General features: G+C 37.9%; 20 protein-coding genes and 1 tRNA gene. 11 read left to right on the forward strand and 10 right to left on the reverse strand.

Features of this window, described 5'->3' with window-relative positions; translation table 11 throughout:
* The first annotated feature begins 2 nt into the window (after nucleotides 1-2).
* The 9 genes from DW800_RS16960 (at nucleotide 3) to DW800_RS19705 (ending at nucleotide 5,727) form a co-directional block, all read left to right on the forward strand.
* Nucleotides 3-449, forward strand: a complete 447-nt coding sequence (locus tag DW800_RS16960) for a JAB domain-containing protein (RefSeq protein ID WP_009038408.1) — start codon at nucleotides 3-5, stop codon at nucleotides 447-449.
* Nucleotides 450-599: 150 nt separating this feature from the next.
* Complete coding sequence (locus DW800_RS16965; protein WP_009129186.1) at nucleotides 600-1,187, forward strand: tyrosine-type recombinase/integrase; 588 nt, start codon at nucleotides 600-602, stop codon at nucleotides 1,185-1,187.
* A 716-nt stretch (nucleotides 1,188-1,903) separates the two neighbouring features.
* Nucleotides 1,904-2,143: a hypothetical protein gene (locus tag DW800_RS16980; protein WP_009129187.1), complete on the forward strand. Its 240-nt coding sequence runs from the start codon at nucleotides 1,904-1,906 to the stop codon at nucleotides 2,141-2,143.
* Between the two features lies 1 nt (nucleotide 2,144).
* The gene (locus DW800_RS16985; RefSeq protein ID WP_009129188.1) at nucleotides 2,145-2,555 is read left to right on the forward strand and encodes a hypothetical protein; all 411 of its coding nucleotides are present in this window, start codon (nucleotides 2,145-2,147) and stop codon (nucleotides 2,553-2,555) included.
* A gap of 6 nt (nucleotides 2,556-2,561) precedes the next feature.
* Nucleotides 2,562-3,164 carry a hypothetical protein gene (locus DW800_RS16990; RefSeq protein ID WP_119958216.1) on the forward strand — a complete coding sequence of 201 codons (603 nt, stop codon included), beginning with the start codon at nucleotides 2,562-2,564 and terminating at the stop codon, nucleotides 3,162-3,164.
* 73 nt (nucleotides 3,165-3,237) lie between these two features.
* Nucleotides 3,238-4,275 carry a penicillin-binding transpeptidase domain-containing protein gene (locus DW800_RS16995; protein ID WP_009129190.1) on the forward strand — a complete coding sequence of 346 codons (1,038 nt, stop codon included), beginning with the start codon at nucleotides 3,238-3,240 and terminating at the stop codon, nucleotides 4,273-4,275.
* Complete coding sequence (locus tag DW800_RS17000) at nucleotides 4,272-4,727, forward strand: lipocalin family protein (RefSeq protein WP_009129191.1); 456 nt, start codon at nucleotides 4,272-4,274, stop codon at nucleotides 4,725-4,727. Before DW800_RS16995 ends, DW800_RS17000 begins: the two co-directional genes overlap by 4 nt.
* 193 nt (nucleotides 4,728-4,920) lie before the next feature.
* Nucleotides 4,921-5,520 (forward strand): hypothetical protein, encoded by a 600-nt coding sequence (locus DW800_RS17005; protein WP_009129192.1) that lies wholly within the window; start codon nucleotides 4,921-4,923, stop codon nucleotides 5,518-5,520.
* Nucleotides 5,521-5,621: 101 nt separating this feature from the next.
* Nucleotides 5,622-5,727: transfer RNA gene (locus tag DW800_RS19705), tRNA-Gly, on the forward strand.
* Between the two features lie 133 nt (nucleotides 5,728-5,860).
* Here the strand turns inward: DW800_RS19705 and DW800_RS17010 are convergent.
* Nucleotides 5,861-6,157, reverse strand: coding sequence for a hypothetical protein (locus DW800_RS17010; RefSeq protein WP_057282023.1), 297 nt, complete (start codon nucleotides 6,155-6,157; stop codon nucleotides 5,861-5,863).
* A 173-nt stretch (nucleotides 6,158-6,330) separates the two neighbouring features.
* Between DW800_RS17010 and DW800_RS17020 the strand changes: the two genes are divergently transcribed.
* Together DW800_RS17020 and DW800_RS17025 are read left to right on the forward strand one after the other, a co-directional pair.
* Nucleotides 6,331-6,894 (forward strand): Crp/Fnr family transcriptional regulator, encoded by a 564-nt coding sequence (locus DW800_RS17020; RefSeq protein ID WP_005823628.1) that lies wholly within the window; start codon nucleotides 6,331-6,333, stop codon nucleotides 6,892-6,894.
* 100 nt (nucleotides 6,895-6,994) lie between these two features.
* The gene (locus DW800_RS17025) at nucleotides 6,995-8,149 is read left to right on the forward strand and encodes an acyltransferase family protein (RefSeq protein WP_008665488.1); all 1,155 of its coding nucleotides are present in this window, start codon (nucleotides 6,995-6,997) and stop codon (nucleotides 8,147-8,149) included.
* 95 nt (nucleotides 8,150-8,244) lie between these two features.
* Here DW800_RS17025 and DW800_RS17030 read toward each other — a convergent pair whose 3' ends face one another.
* From DW800_RS17030 to DW800_RS17070, 9 genes are all read right to left on the reverse strand, one after another.
* Complete coding sequence (locus DW800_RS17030; protein WP_005823632.1) at nucleotides 8,245-8,610, reverse strand: hypothetical protein; 366 nt, start codon at nucleotides 8,608-8,610, stop codon at nucleotides 8,245-8,247.
* Nucleotides 8,611-8,801: 191 nt separating this feature from the next.
* Nucleotides 8,802-11,357 (reverse strand): GH116 family glycosyl hydrolase, encoded by a 2,556-nt coding sequence (locus DW800_RS17035; RefSeq protein WP_119958217.1) that lies wholly within the window; start codon nucleotides 11,355-11,357, stop codon nucleotides 8,802-8,804.
* A 25-nt stretch (nucleotides 11,358-11,382) separates the two neighbouring features.
* On the reverse strand, nucleotides 11,383-13,110 hold the full coding sequence (locus tag DW800_RS17040; protein WP_227224196.1) for a family 20 glycosylhydrolase: 1,728 nt from the start codon (nucleotides 13,108-13,110) through the stop codon (nucleotides 11,383-11,385).
* An 82-nt stretch (nucleotides 13,111-13,192) separates the two neighbouring features.
* Nucleotides 13,193-15,802: a glycoside hydrolase family 3 N-terminal domain-containing protein gene (locus DW800_RS17045; RefSeq protein ID WP_117962671.1), complete on the reverse strand. Its 2,610-nt coding sequence runs from the start codon at nucleotides 15,800-15,802 to the stop codon at nucleotides 13,193-13,195.
* Nucleotides 15,803-15,839: 37 nt separating this feature from the next.
* Nucleotides 15,840-17,030, reverse strand: coding sequence for a glycoside hydrolase family 172 protein (locus DW800_RS17050; RefSeq protein WP_005823641.1), 1,191 nt, complete (start codon nucleotides 17,028-17,030; stop codon nucleotides 15,840-15,842).
* A 15-nt stretch (nucleotides 17,031-17,045) separates the two neighbouring features.
* Complete coding sequence (locus tag DW800_RS17055; protein ID WP_119958218.1) at nucleotides 17,046-18,242, reverse strand: sialidase family protein; 1,197 nt, start codon at nucleotides 18,240-18,242, stop codon at nucleotides 17,046-17,048.
* A 199-nt stretch (nucleotides 18,243-18,441) separates the two neighbouring features.
* A complete protein-coding gene (locus tag DW800_RS17060; protein WP_165859904.1) occupies nucleotides 18,442-20,154 on the reverse strand; it encodes a RagB/SusD family nutrient uptake outer membrane protein in 1,713 nt (570 codons plus the stop codon).
* Between the two features lie 21 nt (nucleotides 20,155-20,175).
* Entirely contained in the window at nucleotides 20,176-23,295 is a 3,120-nt protein-coding gene (locus tag DW800_RS17065) for a SusC/RagA family TonB-linked outer membrane protein (RefSeq protein ID WP_119958220.1), read from the reverse strand.
* Nucleotides 23,296-23,341: 46 nt separating this feature from the next.
* A partial coding sequence (locus tag DW800_RS17070; protein ID WP_119958221.1) for a sugar porter family MFS transporter occupies nucleotides 23,342-24,333 on the reverse strand: 992 nt, incomplete at its 5' end.

Below are 24,333 nucleotides of genomic sequence, written 5' to 3' on the forward strand. Positions count from 1 at the left end.
TTATGGATATAGATTATACTGTTGGAGAAGTGGAACTGTCCTACAAACCAAAATTCAAGAATATATATAAGGTAGGCAGTTCTGAGGACGCATATAAATATTTACTTCCTACATATAAGGAGGGAACTATCTGTTACAAAGAATACTTCAAAGTTCTGTTTCTAAACCAATCCAGCCAAGTTTTAGGCTACACTCTCATATCAGAGGGTGGAATTACTGAAACTTGTGCTGATGTCAGAGTTATCCTACAAGCTGCATTGCTCACCAATTCAGTAGCTATCATTCTTGCACATAATCACCCAAGCGGTAATCTGAAACCAAGCAGGCAGGATATGGAGATTACTAAGCAGGTCAAAGAAGCTGCAAGACTAATGAGAATTACAGTTTTAGACCACCTCATATTAACAGATACAGGATATTACAGTTTTGCTGACGAGGGAGAATTATAATAAGGTAGAAGGCACTCAATTTTTAAGTTGGGTGTCCTTATCATATTCACTTCTGCTATTAGTGAATGTTCCTTTAGTAATCAGTGAGTTAGTAAATCCAACTCAGAATTAATATTCACTTCTATTCGTTTTATTATAAAACAGAACATTATGTCACTTAAATATTCAAGCACAACGGCAGACTATCTTATATGGTCTGATGCTATGAACCTCATTAGAAAGTTAGCCAAAGACGAGAATTATAAAATCTCACTTCTTATAGCTTTGGGATGCTTCACAGGATTAAGAATATCTGATATTCTATCTCTAAGGTGGAAGCAGATATTAGGTACTGACGAGTTTACAGTAATTGAGCAAAAGACAGGCAAGGTAAGGACTATCAGACTAAACCCACAATTACAACATCATATTAAAGAGTGCTACGAGCATATAAATCCAGTTGGAATCAATGCGCCAATCCTTATCAGTCAGAAAGGCACTATCTTCACAATTCAGAGAATCAATATCATTCTTAAAGAGGTGAAGAAGAAGTACAGGCTAAAGATTAAGAACTTTAGCTGCCATTCTCTTAGAAAGACTTTTGGTAGACAGGTCTATAATATGAACAGCGATAATGCTGAACTTGCTTTAGTAAAGCTGATGGAACTGTTCAACCATAGTTCTGTTGCCATTACTAAAAGATACTTGGGGTTAAGGCAGGAAGAAATCTTACAGACTTATGACTGTTTGAGCTTCTAATAATTGGGACAGGATTATTAAGATACATCTTTATAGTGGTCTGAATGGTTCTGTCCCAAATCTATAAAATATTGAGCTTAGATACATTTAAAGTCCAATCTTGGCAGTTTGGCATTTCAGTCTTATAGAAGTAAGTCAATTCCATAAGTTTACAGAGTTTATAACTATCTCAACTCTTATTAAATATCCCATTCAGACTATGTTTGAGAGCATAGAATTTACTATTAATCCACACTTCATACCTATTAATTTAGAACCTTTCATTATCTTTGCACCAATTCCAATGAACTAATGAGATAGGGAGTTGGAAGGACATATTTAACGAAAGGTGTTATTGAAATTATCTTCTGTTTCTTAGATTCTCGCAAAATTTAAAAACGGTACGAAGATGATAGCAATAGCACCCACACATTTGATATATATTCATCGCTTAGGTGAACTATATACCTTTTGGTGTGGGGCTATTGTTTTATCCGTACCAAAAGGCAATGCGAGAAGCCCAAGAAACAGGATAAGACAAATATAGCTTCCACACCTTTTTTATTTATAATTCATCATAGGAAGCAGGTGAGCGTAAATATCCTAATTATGACTAAAATGCAATATAATGGGGAAGACCCTAAATTATCAGAGTTTTTTGTTATCCTTATAGTTCTGGTAGTAATTGGAATAGCTGCATGGCTATTCTCCTAACAATTAAAAGACATACTATGAATATGTTTACCAGATTATTCTGTTCCAAGAATCATTCAACAGATGATGAAGCATACAATGTTGTTGAGAGCATAGCTAAAGCAAAACAGCTATATAAAGAGCTTATCAAACAAGCTCACCCAGATAAGCATCCCAACAATAAAGATGTAGCAGAGGAGCTAACAGCTATGATTAACAACAACAGATTCAATTACAGAGAACTCTTAAAGATTAAGGATATAGTAAATGATAAATTAGCTTAATATGAACATTGTCGATTTCTTTAAAAACTTACTCAATTCTTTAGTAGGTACTTCATTGGAACGGATGAAGTTAATAAATACCATGAATCAGAATTTTAAAGATAGCTATTGTTGTGGTGAATTAGATAGATTCTGCAAGGTATCTGTAACAATTGGAGATGTAAACTATGCACATGAAATGAGTGCATTCTTTTTAAGAAGTGGATTTAGAATATCAATAGAGAATGATAATAATTTAAAAGATTCTGAAATTAGAGAAATTTCTCAATATATATTGTCAAACAAGCCTTTTATTAGGCAGCTAATGACTTTGGGATTTGACACTCTTTTGGTAGGTGGGAAGCACTCTAAAAAAGAGACTCAATATAGTTTAAAGAGTTATACACAATTGGGAGGTTTTTCATTAGAATAATTTATCATGTGGGACATTATAGACATATACTCAATACATATCAGTAGATTGTTCAACAGTTTGCACAATAAAGAACTTATTCAAGGATTAATTGCACAGACATTTACTATTGGTAGAAAAGAAATTAGTAAATGGTACTCTTCTAATAAAGCAATGGAGGAAACAAGAACCATAAAGCTTGAGCACAAGCTTCTTCTTTCTAATGGGAGAATGATAAAGTGCGATACTATATCTTACTATGGGAACAACTTATCTAAACTATTAGTCAGAGAGTTCGATTCTACATATACCCACATTAAAGAATACAGAAATCAAGTAGAGTTTAGCGGTTCTGCAACGAAGAATGTCGCTCCTTATATTGAACCAGAAGAAAATAAAGGGCAATTAGCTGGAAGAACGATAATTTCTAATTGGGAGGACGATAAGGGCATAAAGAAACAGACTATCATTAAATATAATGATTTAGAGCATATAGTCTTATGCGATGCTTGGTGGAACGGAAAGAGAATAAAGAAAGAGTTTGAATACCAATATGACAGTCATAACAATTGGATAGAATGTAAAGAATACCATGATGGTAACTATGTGAATTTACATTTGTGTCAATAGTAAGTACAAGTAAACCGCAAATAGATTAATTCAAATGATACGGATAAGCATATTATTAAGTTGCATGATTACAATGATAGCTTGTAACTCTACAAAGCAAAAGGACACTCAAACTTCTACCACCATAGACAGTACTTTACAAGTCAAAGCTACTTCTATCTTAGAAAATAAACTAACTGAACTTAATGCCTTATCTGGGCAAGTTATCATTATGAAAGTTCAGACAGGACATATAAAGGCTATGGTTGGACTTGAAAGGAAAGATGGTGCTAACTACCTACCTTGTGAGAACTTCTCCCAAGCACACGAATCAGCACTGATGCACCCTATATCCATATTGGCAGCATTGGAAACAAGAAAGGTGAAACTATCTGATATGGTAGATGTAGGCAATGGAATCTATTCTATACAAGACAGAGAACTGAAAGACCATAATTGGCATAGAGGTGGATATGGTGAAATCTCTATCAAGCAAGGTTTAGCTTCAAGTTCAAACATTGCTGTTTATAAAACAATGGAGAAAGCATTTAGAGATGATGCACAAGCATACTTCAATCTGATAGATAGAATGAATTATGGTAAACCAGACTGCATCGCAGGAATAGCTAATCTGAAACCTGCATACTTTGTTACTCCTAAAGATAGCGGTTGGAGTGATACAGCTTTTGCATGGTTCTGCATCGGATATAATCAGACTATTACCCCCATACAAACACTAACCTTTTATAATGCTATTGCTAATAGTGGAAAGATGGTACAACCTCAACTTTACAAAGACAGTACAACAGTTATCAATCCACAGATAGCAAGTCAAGCCAACATTGACAGTCTGAAACAGGCATTGGAATATGTGGTAACTGATGGATTGGGACAACCTGCCAAGTCAAATAAGATACAAGTTGCAGGTGAGACAGGGACAATACAGTTTGAAGATGGAAGTTATATTGTAGAGTTCTGCGGTTACTTTCCTGCCAATGCTCCCCAATATTCTATCATTGTTTCCATCCATAAAGAGAGACTTCCTGTAAGTGGTGGATTGATAGCAGGTGATGTGTTTAGGCAGATTACAGAATATATTATTACTTACAATAAATATTTTAATTCAAAATGAGAACATTTAGATTAATTGGAATGACCTTATTAATGGTCATCTTGGCTGTAAACTTTACAGCATGTAGTGATGAAGAAGAAGAACAGACTATCATTGAACAAGCTAACCTTATAGGTAAATGGCAGTCCACTTGGGAGAAGATTCACAAAGTGGAGAATGGTAAAGAAGTAGTAACTTCTGATGAAGCATATACCAATGCCCTATTAGAGTTCAAAGCTGATGGTACTTGCATAGAGAGCCGCGTTGAAGGTGGATATACAGAAACAAGCCGCTGGTCTTTGAAAGACAATAAACTAACCCTCTCTTACAGTGATGGCTATTCTGATGTCCTTACTATCAATGAACTTACAGCTACTAAGTTGGTACTTGCCTTTGAGGATTGGGACAATCTGGACGATGGTAGCGAGGAATTGGACGACATTACAACAACCACTTACAAGAAGATTGACTAATTCCCAAACTAATTTAAAACAGAGCAGCATTTGAGGGAACTCTTATGCTGCTTCTCTTTTATAGAATGTTCCACAACACCCCATTCGCAAGAATATAACAACCAAAGCATTGCTATTAAAAGAGGAATGATTACCTTTGTCTTAAACTCATAATCAAACAAATTATGGAATACATCAACGAATTTCACAAAGAATGGATAGAACGCACTCGTCAATCAATAGCCTCTTGGAGCAAGCGACCTGCATCGCCAGAAGAAGTAAGGAAGCAGCAGGAGAAACTGAATCAACAGAGGGCTATAAGAGAAGACAAACAGAAGAACTGATAAAGTTTGCCAATGACAATGGTCTATGGATTGACTTATCACACCTCAATATTACTTATATGGATAGAGGTGGTGAGAATGAAGTGTTCCATGATGGTAATGTGTCTGTTGTAAAATTAAATAACTTTGAGTACGCAGGGGATGATTTAGAGAACTTCTTCATCCGCATTGCTGCACATAACAAGTTCTTTGGCAATGTGCCTTATCAAATGATAGGCTTCGCTTATAACAGTCAGCAAGAATTTTGCGCAGTTCTCGTACAACCTTATATATTAGCTGAACGAGAAGCTACGGAAGACGAGATAGCTGCCTATATGCAAGCATTAGGCTTTGAAATGGACTATTACGACGAATATCATAATTCGGATTATGAAGTGTTTGATGCAGTTCCCAATAATGTGCTTTATGGCATAGACGGAGATTTATACTTCATTGACACGCAAATAAGATTAAGAAATAGAGATAATTAATTGAATAACTAACTTATCTTGCTTTGCACGATAGATGTAAACCAATATGTAAACCGAAGCAGAAGATAACTGAAAGAGGATTCTCATTAAGAGCAGCTAAACGGCAGTAGCTCAGTTGGTAGCTGACGAAGGCGAAGCCTTTGGCAGCCGCAGAAGAGCATTAGCCTTCCAAGCTGAGGGTCGCGGGTTTGAGCCCCGTCTTCCGCTCTTCTGAAAATCAGATAGTTATCGCAAGATTTCTATCTGATTTTTGTTTTTAGAGAATGCTGAATTTAGTGTGGTTTAACCGAGTGAGTTAAACCAGGAAGTCAACCGAATGACGCAAAGCACAAATTCATGGTTATTTAAATAAGATATTTCTGAGAATATCATCTAACCACGGCTCTTTCATCTTTTCCACAAAAACATCATTCTTTAGTTGAAAAGCCTTTTTGTAAACACTCTGCATTTTCAAATTATAGCGCACCGTATCATAGCGGACTACTGACTGGTAAAATCCGGTATCAACAGCGACAATTTCATTTTCTATTCTCAATGTATCCTCAACTGTATCGGAAACTCTTCCAGTCTCCATCTGTGCGAATGAAATGCAGCTACCTCCGATTAGAGCCAATAATGTTACCAATATTTTATTCATACGCTACTGTTTTCTACAAAGATACAATATTCAAAGAACAAACATCTCTTTTACAAAAAAAATTCCATTATACCATAAACGCTTATAAGGCAACGCACACATTTGTATATCAAAGTTCAGTTTTAGTTAATAAAATTATGTAAGTTTGTAAACGAATAAAAAGCTCCCCTCCAATGAACAACATCATTCATAAAATCAGGCAGATTTATCCGGTTTCCGAAGAAGCTCTTCAGGCATTGCTGATGAATATGCAGGTAAGACACTACCCTAAAGGAACTTATATAGTACAAGCAGGAGTGACAGACCGTTTGGTTTATTTCATTGAGGAAGGGGTCACCCGTTCCGTATTTCATCACGACGGACAAGATACCACCACTTGGTTCAGCCAGGAAGGTGATGTAACCTTCGGAATGGATTCACTGTACTATCAGCAGCCGTCAGTAGAAAGCATTGAAACTCTTTCGGACTGCAAAATCTACGTCATCCACATAGACAAGTTAAATGCTCTCTACGAAACATATATTGATATAGCCAACTGGGGCAGAATACTGCATCAGAACGTAAACAAAGAGCTCAGTCATATGTTTGTGGAAAGGCTCCAACTGCCTCCCAAAGAGCGGTATGAACAATTTAACCGCCGTTACCCCAGACTGATAAATCGGGTGAAGCTAAAATATGTGGCAGCCTTCCTGGGTATTTCCATCTATACTCTCAGCCGGGTACGCGCAAAAAAATAGAAGATTGCCGTTCTTTTTTGCTTTTAAGCAAAAGAACTTCGCTTCGCATGGCGTATCTTTGAGATCCGAAAACATTAACCAAACAACAGAAAAAAAACAGATGTCGCACATTTCATCTTCTGCCTTTTCAGACACCAAAGCACATTATGACCTTCTCGACGGGCTCCGTGGCGTAGCAGCCTTGATGGTTATATGGTATCATATATTCGAAGGCTATGCTTTTGCCGGTGGTAGCATTATCGAAACCTTCAACCACGGCTATTTAGCTGTAGATTTCTTCTTTATACTATCGGGATTCGTTATCGGGTATGCTTATGACGACCGTTGGGGCAGGAACCTCACAATGAAAAACTTCTTTAAACGGCGCCTGATACGTCTCCATCCGATGGTCATTATGGGAGCTGTCCTGGGTGCCATTACTTTCTGTCTTCAAGGATGCGTACAATGGGACGGAACACATATTGCCCTCTCCATGATTATGCTGTCCCTTCTTTGCACTATATTTTTTATTCCCGCAATGCCAGGTGCAGGTTATGAAGTCCGTGGTAATGGCGAAATGTTTCCTTTGAATGGTCCATGTTGGTCCTTGTTTTTTGAATATTTAGGCAACATCCTTTATGCCTTGTTTATCCACCGCTTATCAAACAAAGCCCTTGCCGTACTGACAATATTGCTGGGAGTGGCATTGGCATCATTCGCCATTTTCGACATCTCCGGATACGGAAATATGGGGGTAGGCTGGACACTGGACGGAATAAACTTTGGCGGCGGATTGCTGAGGATGCTTTTTCCTTTCTCCATGGGCATGCTTTTGTCGCGCAACTTCAAGCCTATCAAGGTGAAAGGTGCTTTCTGGATATGTGCCATTGCATTGGTTACCTTGTTTTCAGTGCCCTACTTGGAAGGTGCAACACCGGTCTGTACAAATGGCATTTATGAAGCGTTCTGTGTAATCATCGCTTTTCCGGTTCTCGTCTGGTTAGGAGCTTCCGGTACCACAACGGATAAAAAATCGACCCAGATATGCAAGTTCCTGGGAGATATATCCTATCCAGTCTATGTGATACATTATCCATTTATGTACTTGTTCTATGCATGGCTCATCAAGAACCAGCTCTTCACGTTGGAGCAGACTTGGCAGGTTGCCTTGTGTGTTTACGCATGGAACATATTATTGGCTTATCTATGCTTAAAATTCTATGATGAACCGGTACGGAAATATCTGGCCAGACGCTTCTTGAGCAAAAAACAATAAACAGTCCGTCACGGAGATTATGCTGATTCGCACAGATACAAATTCCCGATATAAATTCAATCTGCGCAAATCAGTATGATCTTTGTGGCGAACTGTTATTCCAGATAAAGCGGTTCCACTACTTCCATCACATTCTCATGGAACCACTCATCCAATTTTGCCTCTACCTTATCCTTTATCTGTGGAGTGATGTATTTCTTCATTTTCTTATAAGCATAGATTGCAGCAAATCCCTTCCCTACCATAAAGACTTGTCCCAAGAGGTCTTCTATACCGGCAGGAAACACAATGGCCACCAAAGCAATCATGATATTTGTCCTTTCACTCTCTGGAGTAGAATCAGCAGTCAGGACATAATAAGCTGTCAGTACGGGACGACCAGCTGCCCGACTACCTTTCTTTATATACTCCTCTACTTTAAGACGAATCTCGTCCATAGAAAAATTCATTTTCATATTCATAATCTCCTCTTTTTATTTATTAGACGCAGAAAGATGAAGTTTGGTTGCAAAAATCTGCAAATAACATAAAAATAGTTCTGTGGAACAATCACAGCCCCACAGAACTCTCATAAAACCATCTAATCTATACATGTAAATCTTACAATACTACAAATTTCACAATTTGTATATAATCAAGAACCTTATCCAAACTATAATTGAATTTCCTTACCGGAAACGATACATTTCTGTACATCTATTACCCCATATTTCACATCTATAAACGGCTTTCCTTCCTTAAGTCCAACATTACCAAAACCCGTTTCCGTAGACAAGAATGAAGTGAAATCATCTCCAATCCGCGAATCTATATACAAAATTTTGTCTACTGCATCATAGCGTATTCCCGTAAGGCCTTCTAGCATAGCATAACTGGCCATTGCACGAGCATACCATGCTCCACACTCATATTCATTAAACGGATTACGAACACGACCATTATAACGATCACGGCAAGTTCTCACTATTTCAAGCCCTTTTTCCACTTCTCCTTCAAACATAAGATGAGCAGCCACTTGATATTCAATTCCAGTCCACACTTCGTTACTGTATACAAAAGGCAATTTTAGCTTACCACCTTTCGGCCAGGTACAAAGTAATAATTCCCCATCCTCTCCCAATGCAAAGGTGGAACGTTGAGGGTTGACATGGTTACTTAAGCTCTTTTTAAAGTTATACTTATGGACAGAAATCAAATGACTTTTTACTTTCAGACGATCGACCACCTCCGGCATTCCACATACCAATGTCATCCAAGAGCCCAATATTCCGTCAGACAAACAACCTTTACCATACTGATATTTCGGACCTTCTTCTTGTAGGATTTTTAAAGCTTCTGGCGTATAATGGGTCACAAACGATTGGGCATCAACTGGGTCTGGAGCGTCCAATCCAGTCCATTGAATGTTCTGAATAAAATACTCTCCATCAAAAAGTTTGCTCTCCAAATATGCTTTACTTTTATTCATCAATTCTTCATAACGGGAAATATCATCGCCTACCGTTTTACCCATCAAGCAAATAGCTTGTAATGCTCCTACATAAAAACTGGTAATCATCCCATTCGCGCCCCAAAACTCTATATCATACGTATTATGGTGAGGTTCTTCAACAGCTCCAACCTCTCTCGGATCCCAAGTACGGATACAATAATCCATACTTTTCTTCACAGCTGGATACATCATCTTCAGCCAATTTATATCACCCATAATTCTCCATTCACGATATACCTTCATTATACCTCCTAATTGCCCATCTGCCGCCGAATGAAAATCATGGACAGTAGGACTGATAGGCAGATTCGTACGGAACACTTGATGTCCCCTTTTATCCTGGCTCACAAAAAATTCTGTTTCACGTAATGTACGTTCTAATTTTGGGAAAAGATGAGATACAGCTTGCGCATAATTCCAAACATGCGTGCATGAACCATGACAAGAGCCCCAATTATCATGACTTCCCTCCCAATTCCACATACGCCCATCGTATTGGCGAAGTACTGTAGTAGATTTCAATATACTCAAATTAGCAGCAACAGCCTCCTTAACTTCAGGTGGAAGAGTAGAATCATAGAAAGCATCAGTGAACAACTGAGTATTCTTTTTCAATGCATCATAATTATCCAACCAGTAGTTTGCAACATCTTGTATACTGCCAAACCTACTGCTATACCAAGGGCGGTAATTCCCTTCAAAATTATTCTCATAAGTATAACAGTTACTCAATTCATCTGGACAAACTGGTGCATCAGGGATATCAGTATCTGTACGTGGGATTCCACCTATTCGTTCTTGTGAATAAGGGACATACCAAGCCATGTACAACCTTATATTACGAGTCTCACCAGGTGCTAAAGTAAACGGCACATATAACGAAGCTCCCACTGCTCCTTCCAAGCCTGCTGGATTCTCTTCCATTCTGCCCTCTTCCAAGTTATCCCAACAAATGCTCAATGGGTCGAACCAACCTCCACGAAACCAGTTATGATTAACTACTGTCTGGGGATTGTCAGTATAAATCATAAAATCACCTTGACAGAAAGGTTCATTCTCTGTGCCTGTCTGTCTTAGAATGAATCCATTCTTTGCTGCATCTATATACGCTTTACCCCTACCCGGAGTTTGCATAAAATTCATACTATTATATGAAAAGACGGCTTGTACTTCCTCATTACTGGTATTATGAAACTCATATTCAAACCCAGCAACCGGTAGACTTGAATTATCTTCATCCGTTGGTATAAATGGATTCCAGGCAACCAGTTTCACATCTATAGGGACATTCTGATCTGCCAACTCTACCTCCGCAAAAGGGAAACGTGACTGGAAACTATACTCCTTAAACCGGGGCATTCCCCATGAGCCGCCGTCTCCACGGCTGGAATTAGGAGCACCAAATTTTTTCCATTCTGGAACCGGCCCTTCCAGAATTCGTGTACCATGCTCATAACCTTTCACATGAATTGCAGCAAACATCGTTGGTTCATTGAAAACATTCGGTCTATGACGTATAGACATATTACTCAATGCTCCTGTTCCTTCAATACAGAACATGCCCGTGCCTATACCTCCTATAGGGAAAGCTATTTTACGCGTATATTCACCTATATACTTCTCATTATAGCCACGTTCAACCGCACTCTCATGATGCCAGCACCCTTGAAAAATCAGTGCACAAACTACCAGACATACTAATAAATATTTCGTCATAAATACTGTATTTATTATCAATTTTTTATTTTGTATCAGGAGCTACAACTGTATAGACAGCACTACTTCTACCGGAAGGAAGGCGGAGATAACATTTTATATTTACTCCACTGAAAGATAAAGGTAACTGCAATGTATCCGTATAGAGTTTTCCATATAAACGAGGATCGGTACCATCTGTGGTATAATATATATCAGCACCCTCTACTGACGGCTTCAAATCCACTATCGCGTTACCGCCTCTAACAATAGCTTTATCCCAACCAATCGGTTCGGGAATACGGAAAGTAACCCCTTGTCTATCCAGTTCAGCCAAACATCCCGCTAATCTTTCACGGAAATCTGCATAATTCTTCTTTTCCGCAGGTGACCAACCTATTTCTGAAAGGGCCATAGCCCGAGGATATGCCATATAGTTCACTTTATCAGGATGATGTATAAATTCTCCCCAAACATTGGCTTGTACCCCCATTATATAACCACATTGCTCTTTTGTAAGCTTAGGCGTATAAGGTTCATAGCTGTAGATATGTTCCAACGTAACCAGTCCTCCTATATTTAAAGGCTCATTAGTACAATCCTCACTCTGATAATAATCAATATACATATAGTTATTGGGAGCCATCACCACTTTATGCCCCATTTCCGCTGCAGCAATTCCACCGTTTTCTCCTCTCCAGCTCATTACAGCAGCATTCGGTGCCAGACCACCTTCTAAGATTTCATCCCAACCAATGATTTTTCGCCCCTTCCCCGTTACAAATTCATCCAAATGATGGATGAAGTAGCTTTGTAATTCATGTTCATCTTTCAATTTATTTTCCTTAATGCGTCGTTGACACTTCGGACATTCTTTCCAACGTCTTTTAGGTGCCTCATCACCGCCTATATGAATATACTCACCGGGAAACAAATCTATCACCTCGGATAAAACATCTTCTACAAACCGATAGGTTTCATCATTACCGAGACAAAGAACTTCCTCCTTAATACCCCAAGTTTCCGGTATCCGAAATGGTCCGCCCGTGCAAGACAGCTCCGGATATGTAGCTAAAACAGACATTGTATGTCCTGGTAAATCGATCTCCGGAACAATAGTGATGTACCTATCTGCCGCATATTGGATAATCTCCTTAATCTGCTCCTGAGTATAGAATCCTCCATGTGGAATACGATCTTGTTCTGTCGGATTATGCCCCCACTGAGTACTATTACGCCATGCCCCAATTTTGGTCAATTCTGGATACTTTTTTATTTCAATACGCCACCCGGCATCTTCTGTCAAATGCCAATGGAATCTATTTATTTTATAACGAGCCATTAAATCTATATACTCTTTTACATATTCCACTGAGTAAAAATAACGTGCAACATCCAACATCAAACCACGATAACCAAAACGGGGTTCATCATTTATCATAATATACGGAAGCTGTATGCATCCATTTCCCTTATCAACAAGTAACTGCTGCAATGTCTGAATTCCATAAAATATTCCAGCTTCACTTCCCTTGATTGTTACTCCCTTATCATCCACAACTAATGAATATGCCTCTAAAGGCATTTTCTTGTCTATCTGCAAATGAATGGCATTCTTTCCTTTCGATCCTTTCTTCAAAGTCACCCCAAACCGTCCATCTAAATAATTATTAAAGAGACCGACTGTTTTGGTAAGCGCATCATTACTGTAATTTATACGTGTATCGGCAGATACATCCCAAGAACCTTCTCCCATCACCATTTCTTTTGGCATAGGAATTACTGACTGTGCATTACAAGGTAACGTACCGAGAATAATACATATTACCAATATGTATTTCCATCTGATTTCGTGTTTAATCATGACTGTAATTCAATTTTATATCTATATCCTTTTGTTTATTCACCTTGATATTTACTGTCTCGAATCCTTTGGCAGAAATCGTTAGCACATCGTTTTCTACAGTCAGAATGGAATATCTTCCGCCTTCCTTACTTATAACCGTTCTACCAGAATAATTAGATTTGATTTCAATTCCACTTATAGGGGTTGCTTGTACATCTCTGACACAACCAGCAACCTTTATCTTTCTTCCTGGATTCTTCACAATTTCATCCATGCAGAAGTCGTTATGACCAAGACTATTACTAGTCACCGGCTGTCTGCCAACAAAGATTGTCCTTCGTAATCTGATATCATCTGAGGCTGTTCCTATCTGTATTTCATACTCCCCTTCTTCTACTACTTTTTTCATGCTCAAATCATATAAGGCCAATTCTTGTATTGGTAGCTTCAAAACAACTGTCTGCATTTCGCCTGGTTGTAAGAATGGTTTTGAGAATGCCTTCAGTTGCTTGACTGGAGTCACAACCGAACTGACCACATCTCGAACATAAAGCTGTACTACCTCCTTTCCCGCTACACTACCCGTATTCTTCAAAGATACACTGACAATCAAGGTATCAGATGGATGTAATAACTCTGCAGAATAATGAGCATTCAAATACTCAAATGTAGTATAACTCAATCCATGCCCAAAAGACCATAACGGAGCTGGTGAAGAAAAAACATAATCACGTCCAGGTTCATTTGGTCTACCAGGACGACGATAGAATCCTTTGTCCGTTGGCAAATGATTATAAAAAACCGGTAAATGTCCTACGCTCTGCGGAAACGAGAATGGAAGTTTGGCTGAAGGATTAATATTTCCCAATAACATATCAGCTATTGCATCTCCAGCTTTCTCACCACCGTACCATTGTACAACTATGGCTGGAATATGTTCTTTTATCCAAGAAATAGAAAAAGGCTTACCTGTAACCAATACAACTATAACTGGTTTTCCTATTGCATAGATTTCTTCCACCAATTCTTCTTGTACACCTGTCAGATCCAGAGAAGAGAGGTCAAACCCCTCCCCACATGTAGCATCTGAATAGTCACGTGCCAGTGAAGCACTAGAAGAACCAACAAACACAACAGCCATGTCACTCGCTTTTACAGCAGCTACAGCTTCATCAAATCCGGATTTATTATCTGTAATAAGATCACATCCTGCCGCATAATTTATTTTTATCTTATTTCCAACCCGTTTCTTTAGGCCTTCAAGTGGAGTAACCCCATCTTTATTACTCCGGCTCCATGTATAATCCCCGAACTGTACTTGATTAGCATTCGGCCCAATCACTGCTAATGATTTTATTTTATTCAAATTTAAGGGTAAAAGAGTATTTTCATTCTTCAATAAAACAATCGATTCATCGGCCACTCTGCGCGATAGCTCCACCGCTTCTTTAGTACGCATGGCTACTTCCGGCATGTCAGCGCCCTGATATGGATTCTCGAACAATCCTAATTCAAATTTAACACGTAAGATACGTCCAACAGCCAAATCCACATATTTTTCATCAAACCTGCCTTGCTCTATCAATTGCTCCAAAGCCCAATAGCAATTACTGGAAGCTTCCAAGTCCACCCCCGCAGTCAAGGCTTGGATAGCCGCTTCACTATCATCCTTAGCTGTATGCTGAAAATCCTTCAACATAGCCACTGCCCCCCAATCGGAATATACATATCCTTTGAATCCCCATTCATTGCGTAAAATATTCGTCAGTAAATAAGAAGAAGCAGAATTAGGGATGCCATTCCAAGAATTATAGGAGGTCATCACCGCCTTCACTTCCGTATTCCGAACAGCCATCTCATACGGCTTGATATGGATATTACGTATATCCCGTTCTCCACTCTCAACTGAAGCCAAGTTCAGCCCTCCCAAAGGAGCTCCTCCCGGTCCAAAAGGTTTCAACATTGGAGATATTCCTCCGTCAATATAACCTTTCACTTGTGCAATCCCCATCTGTCCCACTAGCCAAGGATCTTCACCAAACGATTCCTCAACACGCCCCCATCGCAAATCCCGAACAACATCCAATCCTGGTGAAAGAGTCTGAATTACCCCTTGGGACCTTAATTCTGTAGCAATTGCTTTAGTCATCTGATAAGCCAAATCTAAATTAAAAGTACTACCAACGGCTACAGATTGAGGAAAAATGGTAGAACCATCATGTACCGAGCCATGTAAAGACTCAGTTACTGTAAAAACTGGGATTCCCAAGCGTGTCTCTTCAACCATATATTTCTGAATTGCATGAAATGCTTTCCGCACATTTTCACCAGTAAGATTGAATCCCTCAATACAGCCGTAACTAATATCACCAGCTGCATCTCTTAATTTTTGGTAATCCACCTCTTGACCATTGTATAATTGATAACCATGCAAATGACTTAATTGTGCTATTTTTTCTCGTAATGTCATTCTGCCCAATAAATCTGTAACCCGTCGTTCAACAGACATACTAGAATCCTTGTACACCGGAATGCATTGAGCCATGGAATCTACGGCAATAAGAACCGACAATATAAAAGGTAATAACCATTTTTTCAAAATCCTATCTTCAAGTAACATATTTCAGTAATTCAAAAAGTAAATATAAATATCAATCTTATGGTATAGCTTGATGGTCTGTATCACGCATTCTATACCAATCAACCAACTTTTCTTTCTCTGGTAATTTGAACGCCAGAGGTACAGCTTTGTCTTGATACCAGAAAGCCGCCGAAGAGAATTTAAAGGGCCGGGTCTGCTCCGGTTTACGGGGATTTATAAAATCAAAAATAAAACTTTCATTGAAACAGATTGCATCTTGCTCATGATAACGATACATACTCACCATCGAACGGAGCGGATCCTTTATAGGAACTCCATGCAACTCTCCACAGAATTCACCTTCCCTAAAATACCAGCCACCATTAAAATAATCTTCAAGTCCAGAACCAACTATAGTCGGTACACTTTTGTCTTCCGTATCGATATAAATAAACTCGGGTGCTTCCAAATATCCCAAGTAGTTTGGAAGCCAACTCTGCATGGACAAGGAACAGCCAATAAAATGTCCATGTCCTTTAGTCTGCAATATGGTTAATGGTTCATAACCAGGATTGGTACCAGCATTATATAAACAATGGAATCGTCCCATACCCTCAGGTAAACTCTCCAATTGATCATAATTGGCATTTAAGAAAACGCTTGTAGTCAAACGGTGATGAAGATTTTCCACTTCTATCCTTACCTTTTTAAATGGCATCGGAAAATAACAATAGAAACCTCCACTGGACATACCTATATATTTGGACATATAATGCTTATATTCACAATGCCCTATACCAAAGAAGTCACCAATCGGACATTCTACAGAAGGATAGTCCTCACCATCCCAATAAATACGCAAAATCAGCATTTTCAAAATAGTAGGATCAGGCCACCGCTCCTTACTTAAATCCCAATTTTCCCAAAACCAACCATTAATAGTAAACCACATACGGGTAATTACACCAGGAGAAGTGTGATCTACCAGTACGGATTTCTCACCCGGTCCAACCAAATGGGCTTTAATCTTAGTATTCAAGTCAAAAGTCGTAAACTGACGAGATACAGCGTTACGCATAGTATGGATAGATGTAAAAGCAGAGGTTTGAATGTCTCTCCGTTCTTTCTTGATGGGATTCAATGCATGCCCTACACCAGGTAATGCTGCCAATCCTACGGCACCTGCCATAGTAGCCAATGCTTTACGACGAGACATCTTTTGAGGGCTGGAATCCATATTGCCCGGAATTTGTTTTCTCTTCATCATATTATGTATTAACAATTATCCTTGCGGTTCAATCTCTAAAATAGAGCCTTGTATATGTCTAGTACCTTTGGCTCTGTCAAAGTTTATATAGTATACCACCAATACCCTCTTCTCATCCAGCTGTACAGCCCATGTATATCCGACATCTCCATTATCCGCATCATCTCTTATGATAATCTCAGGAGCCGTGGCAAAATCTGTACATTCTGCATTAAGAATTCTGGCTCTAACTCCACAAGGTTCATGACGATAACCATATGTCAACAAAACTCTATTGTCTGGCAGCCTCATTGCCTGGAGAGGATGTCCTTTGAACCCCATACTTTTCCATTCACCAAATGTTTTCCCACCATCTATGGACCGTGCAATACAAGCTTGGTCACCAAACGCTTCCGAACGCATAAAAGCAATCAAATCCCCATTAGGCGTTTCATACATGGAAGTCTCATTAAACGAGACCTTTTTATCTTTAGCAATTTTCGTACCGTATTCCCATGTTTTTCCTTTATCTTTGGATATAAGCAAATAGACCGACGTATTTCTTAAAGCTTCTGTATCAGAAGCTACTACTGCCCAAAAAATACGTCCATCTTTTCCTTCATACAAAGCGCCACGATTATAAGCCGGCAATTTACCTCCCAATCCACTATAATTTATTTCAGACGGAACGCTACAAGGTATAATCAAATCATTCCAAGTTCTACCATCATCATAAGAACGGAGCAAATATCCTCCTGCAAAAACAGCGTCTGTATTCTGTACGAACAGTTTCTTAAGAACAGCTAAACCATCCGGACGAATAAATGTCCACAAATAACTAGCACATAGCAGTGTTCCATCTTTCAACTTCAACAAACATGGATCTTGTGAGCCTCCAAACGGATGGGCATAAAGCAGTTCCGGTTCCTTGGTCCAATGTTCGCCATCTTTGGATCTCACTACTACCAGATAACTATTCGGGTCCAAATGATTATTCTTCTTCTCCTTAAAGACTTTACGGTCTGGAGCTCTTCTGAACGATACCAGTATCTCTCCATTCGATAATCTTACAGCTGAAGGAAAAGCGGAGTAAAACATGGTATCCTTATATATTATTACATCCTTTATTTTCTTGACACCTGGTATCAAAACGTCATTCTGTTGAGCAAACAATGTTGTCGCAGAACACAAGTAAGCAAGCAGACAATAAAAGAGAAATATAGATTTCTTCATATATTTTATTATGTTCGTTTATCAATCTTTCCAATATGCTGTAAAGTTACAACATATTGGAAAGATTTCAATAATATACTTCATTTATCCCAACCAGGATTTTGAGTAACTATATCAAACAATATACAACAACTATTCCCCATGTTCACTAATACATAGATTAATATTTTTATCAAATATGATTTCATCTACAATAATATTATTTGTCATATCCTGGATTTTGGCCATTTTCCCAATTATCCGGCCCACCATTCTGTTCAAGAATTTTGGGATTTTGGTCCAATACTTGACGTGGAACTGGAAATACATAATTTTTCGATTCAAATTTCCTCTTCCCATCAGGAGCTTGTATTACTGTATATTTTAATCTTCCATTCACTTCCTCTATTCTCATAGCTTGCAACCCTTGACTATACACTTCTTCAGCTATTTTCCATCTTAAAAGATCAAATCTGCGTTTATCTTCAAATGCTAGTTCTACTCTACGTTCACGGCGTATAGCTTTCCTCATCTCATCTTTGCTTAATCCCTCCTTCAATTTAGGCAAATATGGCTCTTCAGGATTTCGTTCTCTTACAGCATTCACTGCATCATAAACAGAAACATCTGGGCCAACCGACTCATTACGAGCTTCTGCATAGTTCAAAAGCACTTCTGCATATCTAAATAAATAATAATTTTGGCTACTTGTTGCCCCATCCCAATTTGCTGCCCCTAAAGCAATATTTGGATTCATTCGCTTACGCAAATTATAACCTGTATTAGTGGCATCACTAGCATCTGATAGGTCCAACTCATTCAAACTATTCATTCCTAAACGAGTATAAATAGTAGTATTATACCAATAAGAACCATCATACACAATTGTTTCATAAAATCTCTTCTCTCTATTCAGATAGGGATTTTGTTCATCATAACCAGAATCAGGTTCATCAATTGTTTTGCCATTACTCATTGCATAATCTGCAACTAAATTATGCGTCGGATTGACAGCTCCCCAACTCGTATGTCCTCCATTTCCTGTATAGGGAGTTGACATATAACTAGACTCCCTTCCCCCTTTAGCTCCTGGATAATATTGGCGGTAGAAAATACCTTCCTCATTAATGTTTCCCTCAGGTAAAAATAATTTACCATAATCAGGATATAAATGATACACGGCTAAATCCATTATCTCTTGATTAGTCGCTGCCGCTTGTTCCCACCTTCTTAAGTCATTATCTGGATTATGCAAAGGACTTGCAAAATACAATTCAATCCAGCCTTTTAATGCTAATGCAGCTCCTTTTGAAACTCGTCCAGGCTCTTTTGTTATTGACAAGTCAACAGCGGCCAATCTCAGCTCATCAATTAAAAAATCTGCAGTCTCCTCTACAGTAGATCTAGATACAAAAATTTCATCTCCTTGAGTTATACGATCTAAAGGTTCAGTAATCAATGGTACCCCCCCATAATTCATCCACAATATGTGGTAGAAAAAAGCGCGTAGAAAGCGTGCTTCAGCTATTCTTTCTTTTTTATAATTATCTGACAAGTTAGATTTTGAAACCTCTTTAATGAATATATTACACTTTCTTATAAAAGAATAATTTGTATCCCAATAAATATTTAAAGTTATACCTCCATCAGGATAAGCATAAGGAGTATAAGACGATTCTCTCTCCAAACTTCTAGAAGGAGCCCATGAAAAACCATTCATAGAATTGTCACTAAAATTTTCAAATGGATCTTGATAGTTATTTCCATCTGGTAATTTGTCATAGATATCATTTAGAAATAAATCTGCAGAACTTTCATCAGCCCAGATATTTCCATCTGACAAACGATCCCTAGGAATTACATCAAGCAAACTATCATCACAAGCCGTTAAAGCAGTACAAATAGCAACTACAAAATAATACAACTTTTTCATAACTAATTTCATTTTAATGTATTAAAATTTAATATCCACACCAATAGAAATTACTTTTTGTTGAGGATAATAGATACCATTTTGATCACTAATTTCCGGATCAAAATTTTTAATTTTACTCCATGTGAAAATATTCTGACCAGACACATATATTCTTGCTGATTTGATCCCAACCATATCGGCTAAAGACTTGGGGATCGTATATCCTAACTCTCCCGTCTTTAATCTTAGATAATTCCCATTATGTAACCACCAAGATGAATACTGAGTATTATTTGTAGCAGGAATTGTTGTCACACGAGGATTTCTAGCATTTGGATTATTAGGAGTCCATACATCCAATGCAGTTTTTGGCACAGATGAATTATTTGTAAATGGCCATGCTCCAACATCTCCAATCCAGAAATCTCGTTTTGCAGCACCCTGAAACAACAAAAGCAAATCAAATCCTTTATATCTAATACTAGGAGAAAATCCATATACAATTTGTGGAATATTAGAAAGTCCAATAGGCACCATATCATCTTCAGTAATTGAACCGTCTTTATTAGTATCCTGATACTTTAAGTCACCGGGATGCACTGTTCCCCAAGGCTGTTTTACATTATACTCATCTGAATCAATAATACCATTCCCATTCAAATCATCCGAAAGTTGAAAGTACCCTAAAGCTTTATAACCGAATTTTTGTCCCAGTGGTCTACCTGTTTGCCTCCGATATGGATTATTATAAGTAGCTGGAGTCTCAAATATCTCAACAATCTTATTTTTAGCATAAGTAAAATTCACTTGAAGTCCTGCGGAAAAATCTTTTGTAAATTGATTAGATGCATTTAAACTAAATTCAATGCCTCTATTTTTCATTTTACCTTTATTTTCCTGGGCTATCCCAATACCATACTCAAATGGTACAGTAACTTGAGGCTTTACCAACATATTACTTCTATATTCAGAGAAATAATCTATCGAAAATGATATTTGATTATTAAGTAGTCCCAAATCAAAACCTATATCCATCTTTCTAGCCTTCTCCCAAGTTATATATTTATTAGGCTCTAATAACTCAGACAAACCTTGTGTTGGTTTACCATTCAAAACAGCAGAATTACTATACAGATTATAAGAGCTGAGATACTGGAACGGATCTGCCGCCAAAGCACCAGATTCTCCATACGAAGCTCTCAATTTCAAATTACTCAGCCAATTAAAACGCCCTTTCAAAAAGTTTTCTTCTGAAATACGCCACCCTATTGAGGCAGATGGGAAAAAGCCAAACCGATGATCTGGAGCAAAATAATAACTACCGTCATAACGAGCAGAAGTTTCAAATAAATATTTACCATCATATGCATAATTTACACGATATATGATAGAGCGCTGTTTCGTTTTAGAGGAATTACCACTATTTTTTATATCTGCGGGATCAGAACTTCCATTATTCAACTCTGGTATATTAACATTATAATTCAATCTAGAGGCCTCAAAGGAATCTCCTTGCGTATTTCTCATCTCAAAGACCACTAGCCCTCCCACTTCGTGTTTACCAAAAGTATTATTATATTGAATTTGTCCTTGCAAGGTGAGACTTTGATTTTCAGAATAATTCTGAGTATATGTAGGTTTTTCTGGTCCGTCACTACCTGCTTGTACATATTCAGGACTACCACTTGACATGTCAACAGTGTAATAAGGCATAGGAGTTTTCCAAATCTTTTTATGAATAGGCTTCAAATCGTATGCTATAACTCCTTTCAGTTTCAATCCTCTAACAAACGGCAAGTCTTGTTCTATAACCATTTGGTTATACATAACATAGTTACGATATTTATTAAATCCACTTTGATAAATTTGACCATATACAGTGCGGCCTTCAAATTCTCCAGCCAATCCACCTGGGTAAACCAATGGAGCAATCGGAGGAGTACGAAAAGCTTGAGAAAAAATATTCCCTGCACCGCCAGAAGCTACTCCAGGATAATTATACTGTTCAATCCGTCCAGTAACAGCCAATTCTATTTTAGTTGTTTTTGTAGCCTGAGCCTGTATTTTGGACATTAAACTATATTTATGCATATTAGTTGTTTCCCACATACCACCCTGATACAAATAATTTAAACTTATATAATAGTTAAATTTCTCACTCCCACCAGACAACTGAACATTATGACTTGTTATCGGTGAATTTGATTTAATCAATTCTTTTAATACATTGTGATTAGGATAATTTATCGGATCTTTCCCTGATTTATACATTTCCAAATCATAATCTGAAAAACGATGAGGTTGTCCCTGATTATCATTTGCCTGATTAAATAAACAGGCATATTCATAAGAATCGGCAAATTCAGTCAAAACTGTTGGATTTTGCCACCCTACATACCCATTATAAGAGAATTGAGGAGCACCAGAATTTCCTTGTTTCGTTGTTACTAAAATTACCCCATTCGCTCCTGCCATACCATAAGGAGCTACCGCTGCCGCATCCTTTAAAACAGTAATAGAAGAAATACTATTAGGATCAAGACGAGATAATTCACGCTGAATTCCATCAACTATAACCAAAGGGGCACTATTTCCTGTCGTACTTACACCACGAATCATTATATCAGATAAATCTGAACCAGGTTCTCCACTTTTTTGTGTAAATATCACACCCGCCATTCTACCGCCTAAAGTATTAGAAACATCTGCTACTGGTTGTTGGCTTATAATCTTACCATCCACAGAAGAAACAGCTGCTGTAAGTGATGTTTTCTTTTGAGTTCCATAGCCAACTACCACTACTTCCGATAATAATTCACTATCTTCTTTTAGAATAATCTTCATAGTTTTCTCAGCTTTAACTTCATATGTCTGATAACCAACATAAGAAACTTTTAAGACAGTTCCAGTCTTTACATTCAATGTAAACTTACCATCAAGATCAGTTATATCACCATTGGCTGTTCCTTTTTCTACAACACTAGCACCTACTATAGGTTCACCATTAACATCTAATACTACTCCTGTCACAATCTGAATCTGATATTGCTCTTTCTTCTCATCTATTACAAATTCACTAGCCAACGAGTAATTTTGTAAAATACTTATCAGAGCAAAAGTGACAACAGCACAAATTCTACAAGAAAATGTCATTTTCATAATACTACATTTTAAAATTAATTAAAGAATTTATATCACTTTACTTTTAATTTTTTCTCCATTTCTGTTCAATCTCCTCCAATGATAACCCTTTTGTCTCCGGCAAGAATAAATACCCCCATACCAAACCCAACACGGCAATAAATCCATAAAGAAAAAATGCACCTGCCGGATTCTCAGAAGTCGTTTGTCCAACAACAATTTCGGTACCTGGTATAGAAAAAAAATCTATAATCTTAAAGAAAGTAAAGGAGACAATGCAATTAAATATCCATACAGCCAATGAACCTATCGAAGTCCCCAATCCCCGTACTTTCTGCGGAAATATCTCGGAAATGACCAACCATCCCAAAGGTCCAATACTAATTGCAAAAAATGCAACATATCCAAACATAAAAATGACCATTAACCACCTTCCGATTTCGCCCAACTGATTAGCATAAATAAAACAAGCACTAAGGCACAAAACAGAAAAGGCAATTCCTGACAGACCAATAAAATACAACTTTCGTCGTCCGATTCTATCCACTAAATAAAGAGAAATCACTGTAAATACAACATTTACAATTCCAATACCTACAGAAGCCCAAATAGCAGAGAGTGTACTTTCAAATCCTGCCATCAGGAAAATCTTCGGACTATAATAAATAACTGTGTTAATACCTACAAACTGTTGAAAAAACATAATACAAACAGCAATCATTAGAGGAGTTCTCAACCAAGGCTGCATCAAATATCGCCATCCTACCGCACTATTCCTATCTTTCTCTATTTCCACCTCCATTTGTCCAATTAAATCATTTACTGTATTTTCCGGTTCTATTTTCTGCAACACTTTCCTACATTCTTTCAACCGTCCTTTACTCAACAGCCACCGAGGTGTTTCAGGCACAAAACACATACCTACCAGTAATACCAAAGCCGGTACGACACCTGCCCAAAACATCCATCTCCAACAATCCAACTTGTTTTCATCAGCCCAAAAGGTATCTGACATCAATAGTCCGTTAAATTTTTCGTAGGAACACAAGGTTAGAA

The organism is Bacteroides sp. AM32-11AC, from assembly GCF_003603515.1.
GTDB lineage: Bacteria > Bacteroidota > Bacteroidia > Bacteroidales > Bacteroidaceae > Bacteroides > Bacteroides uniformis.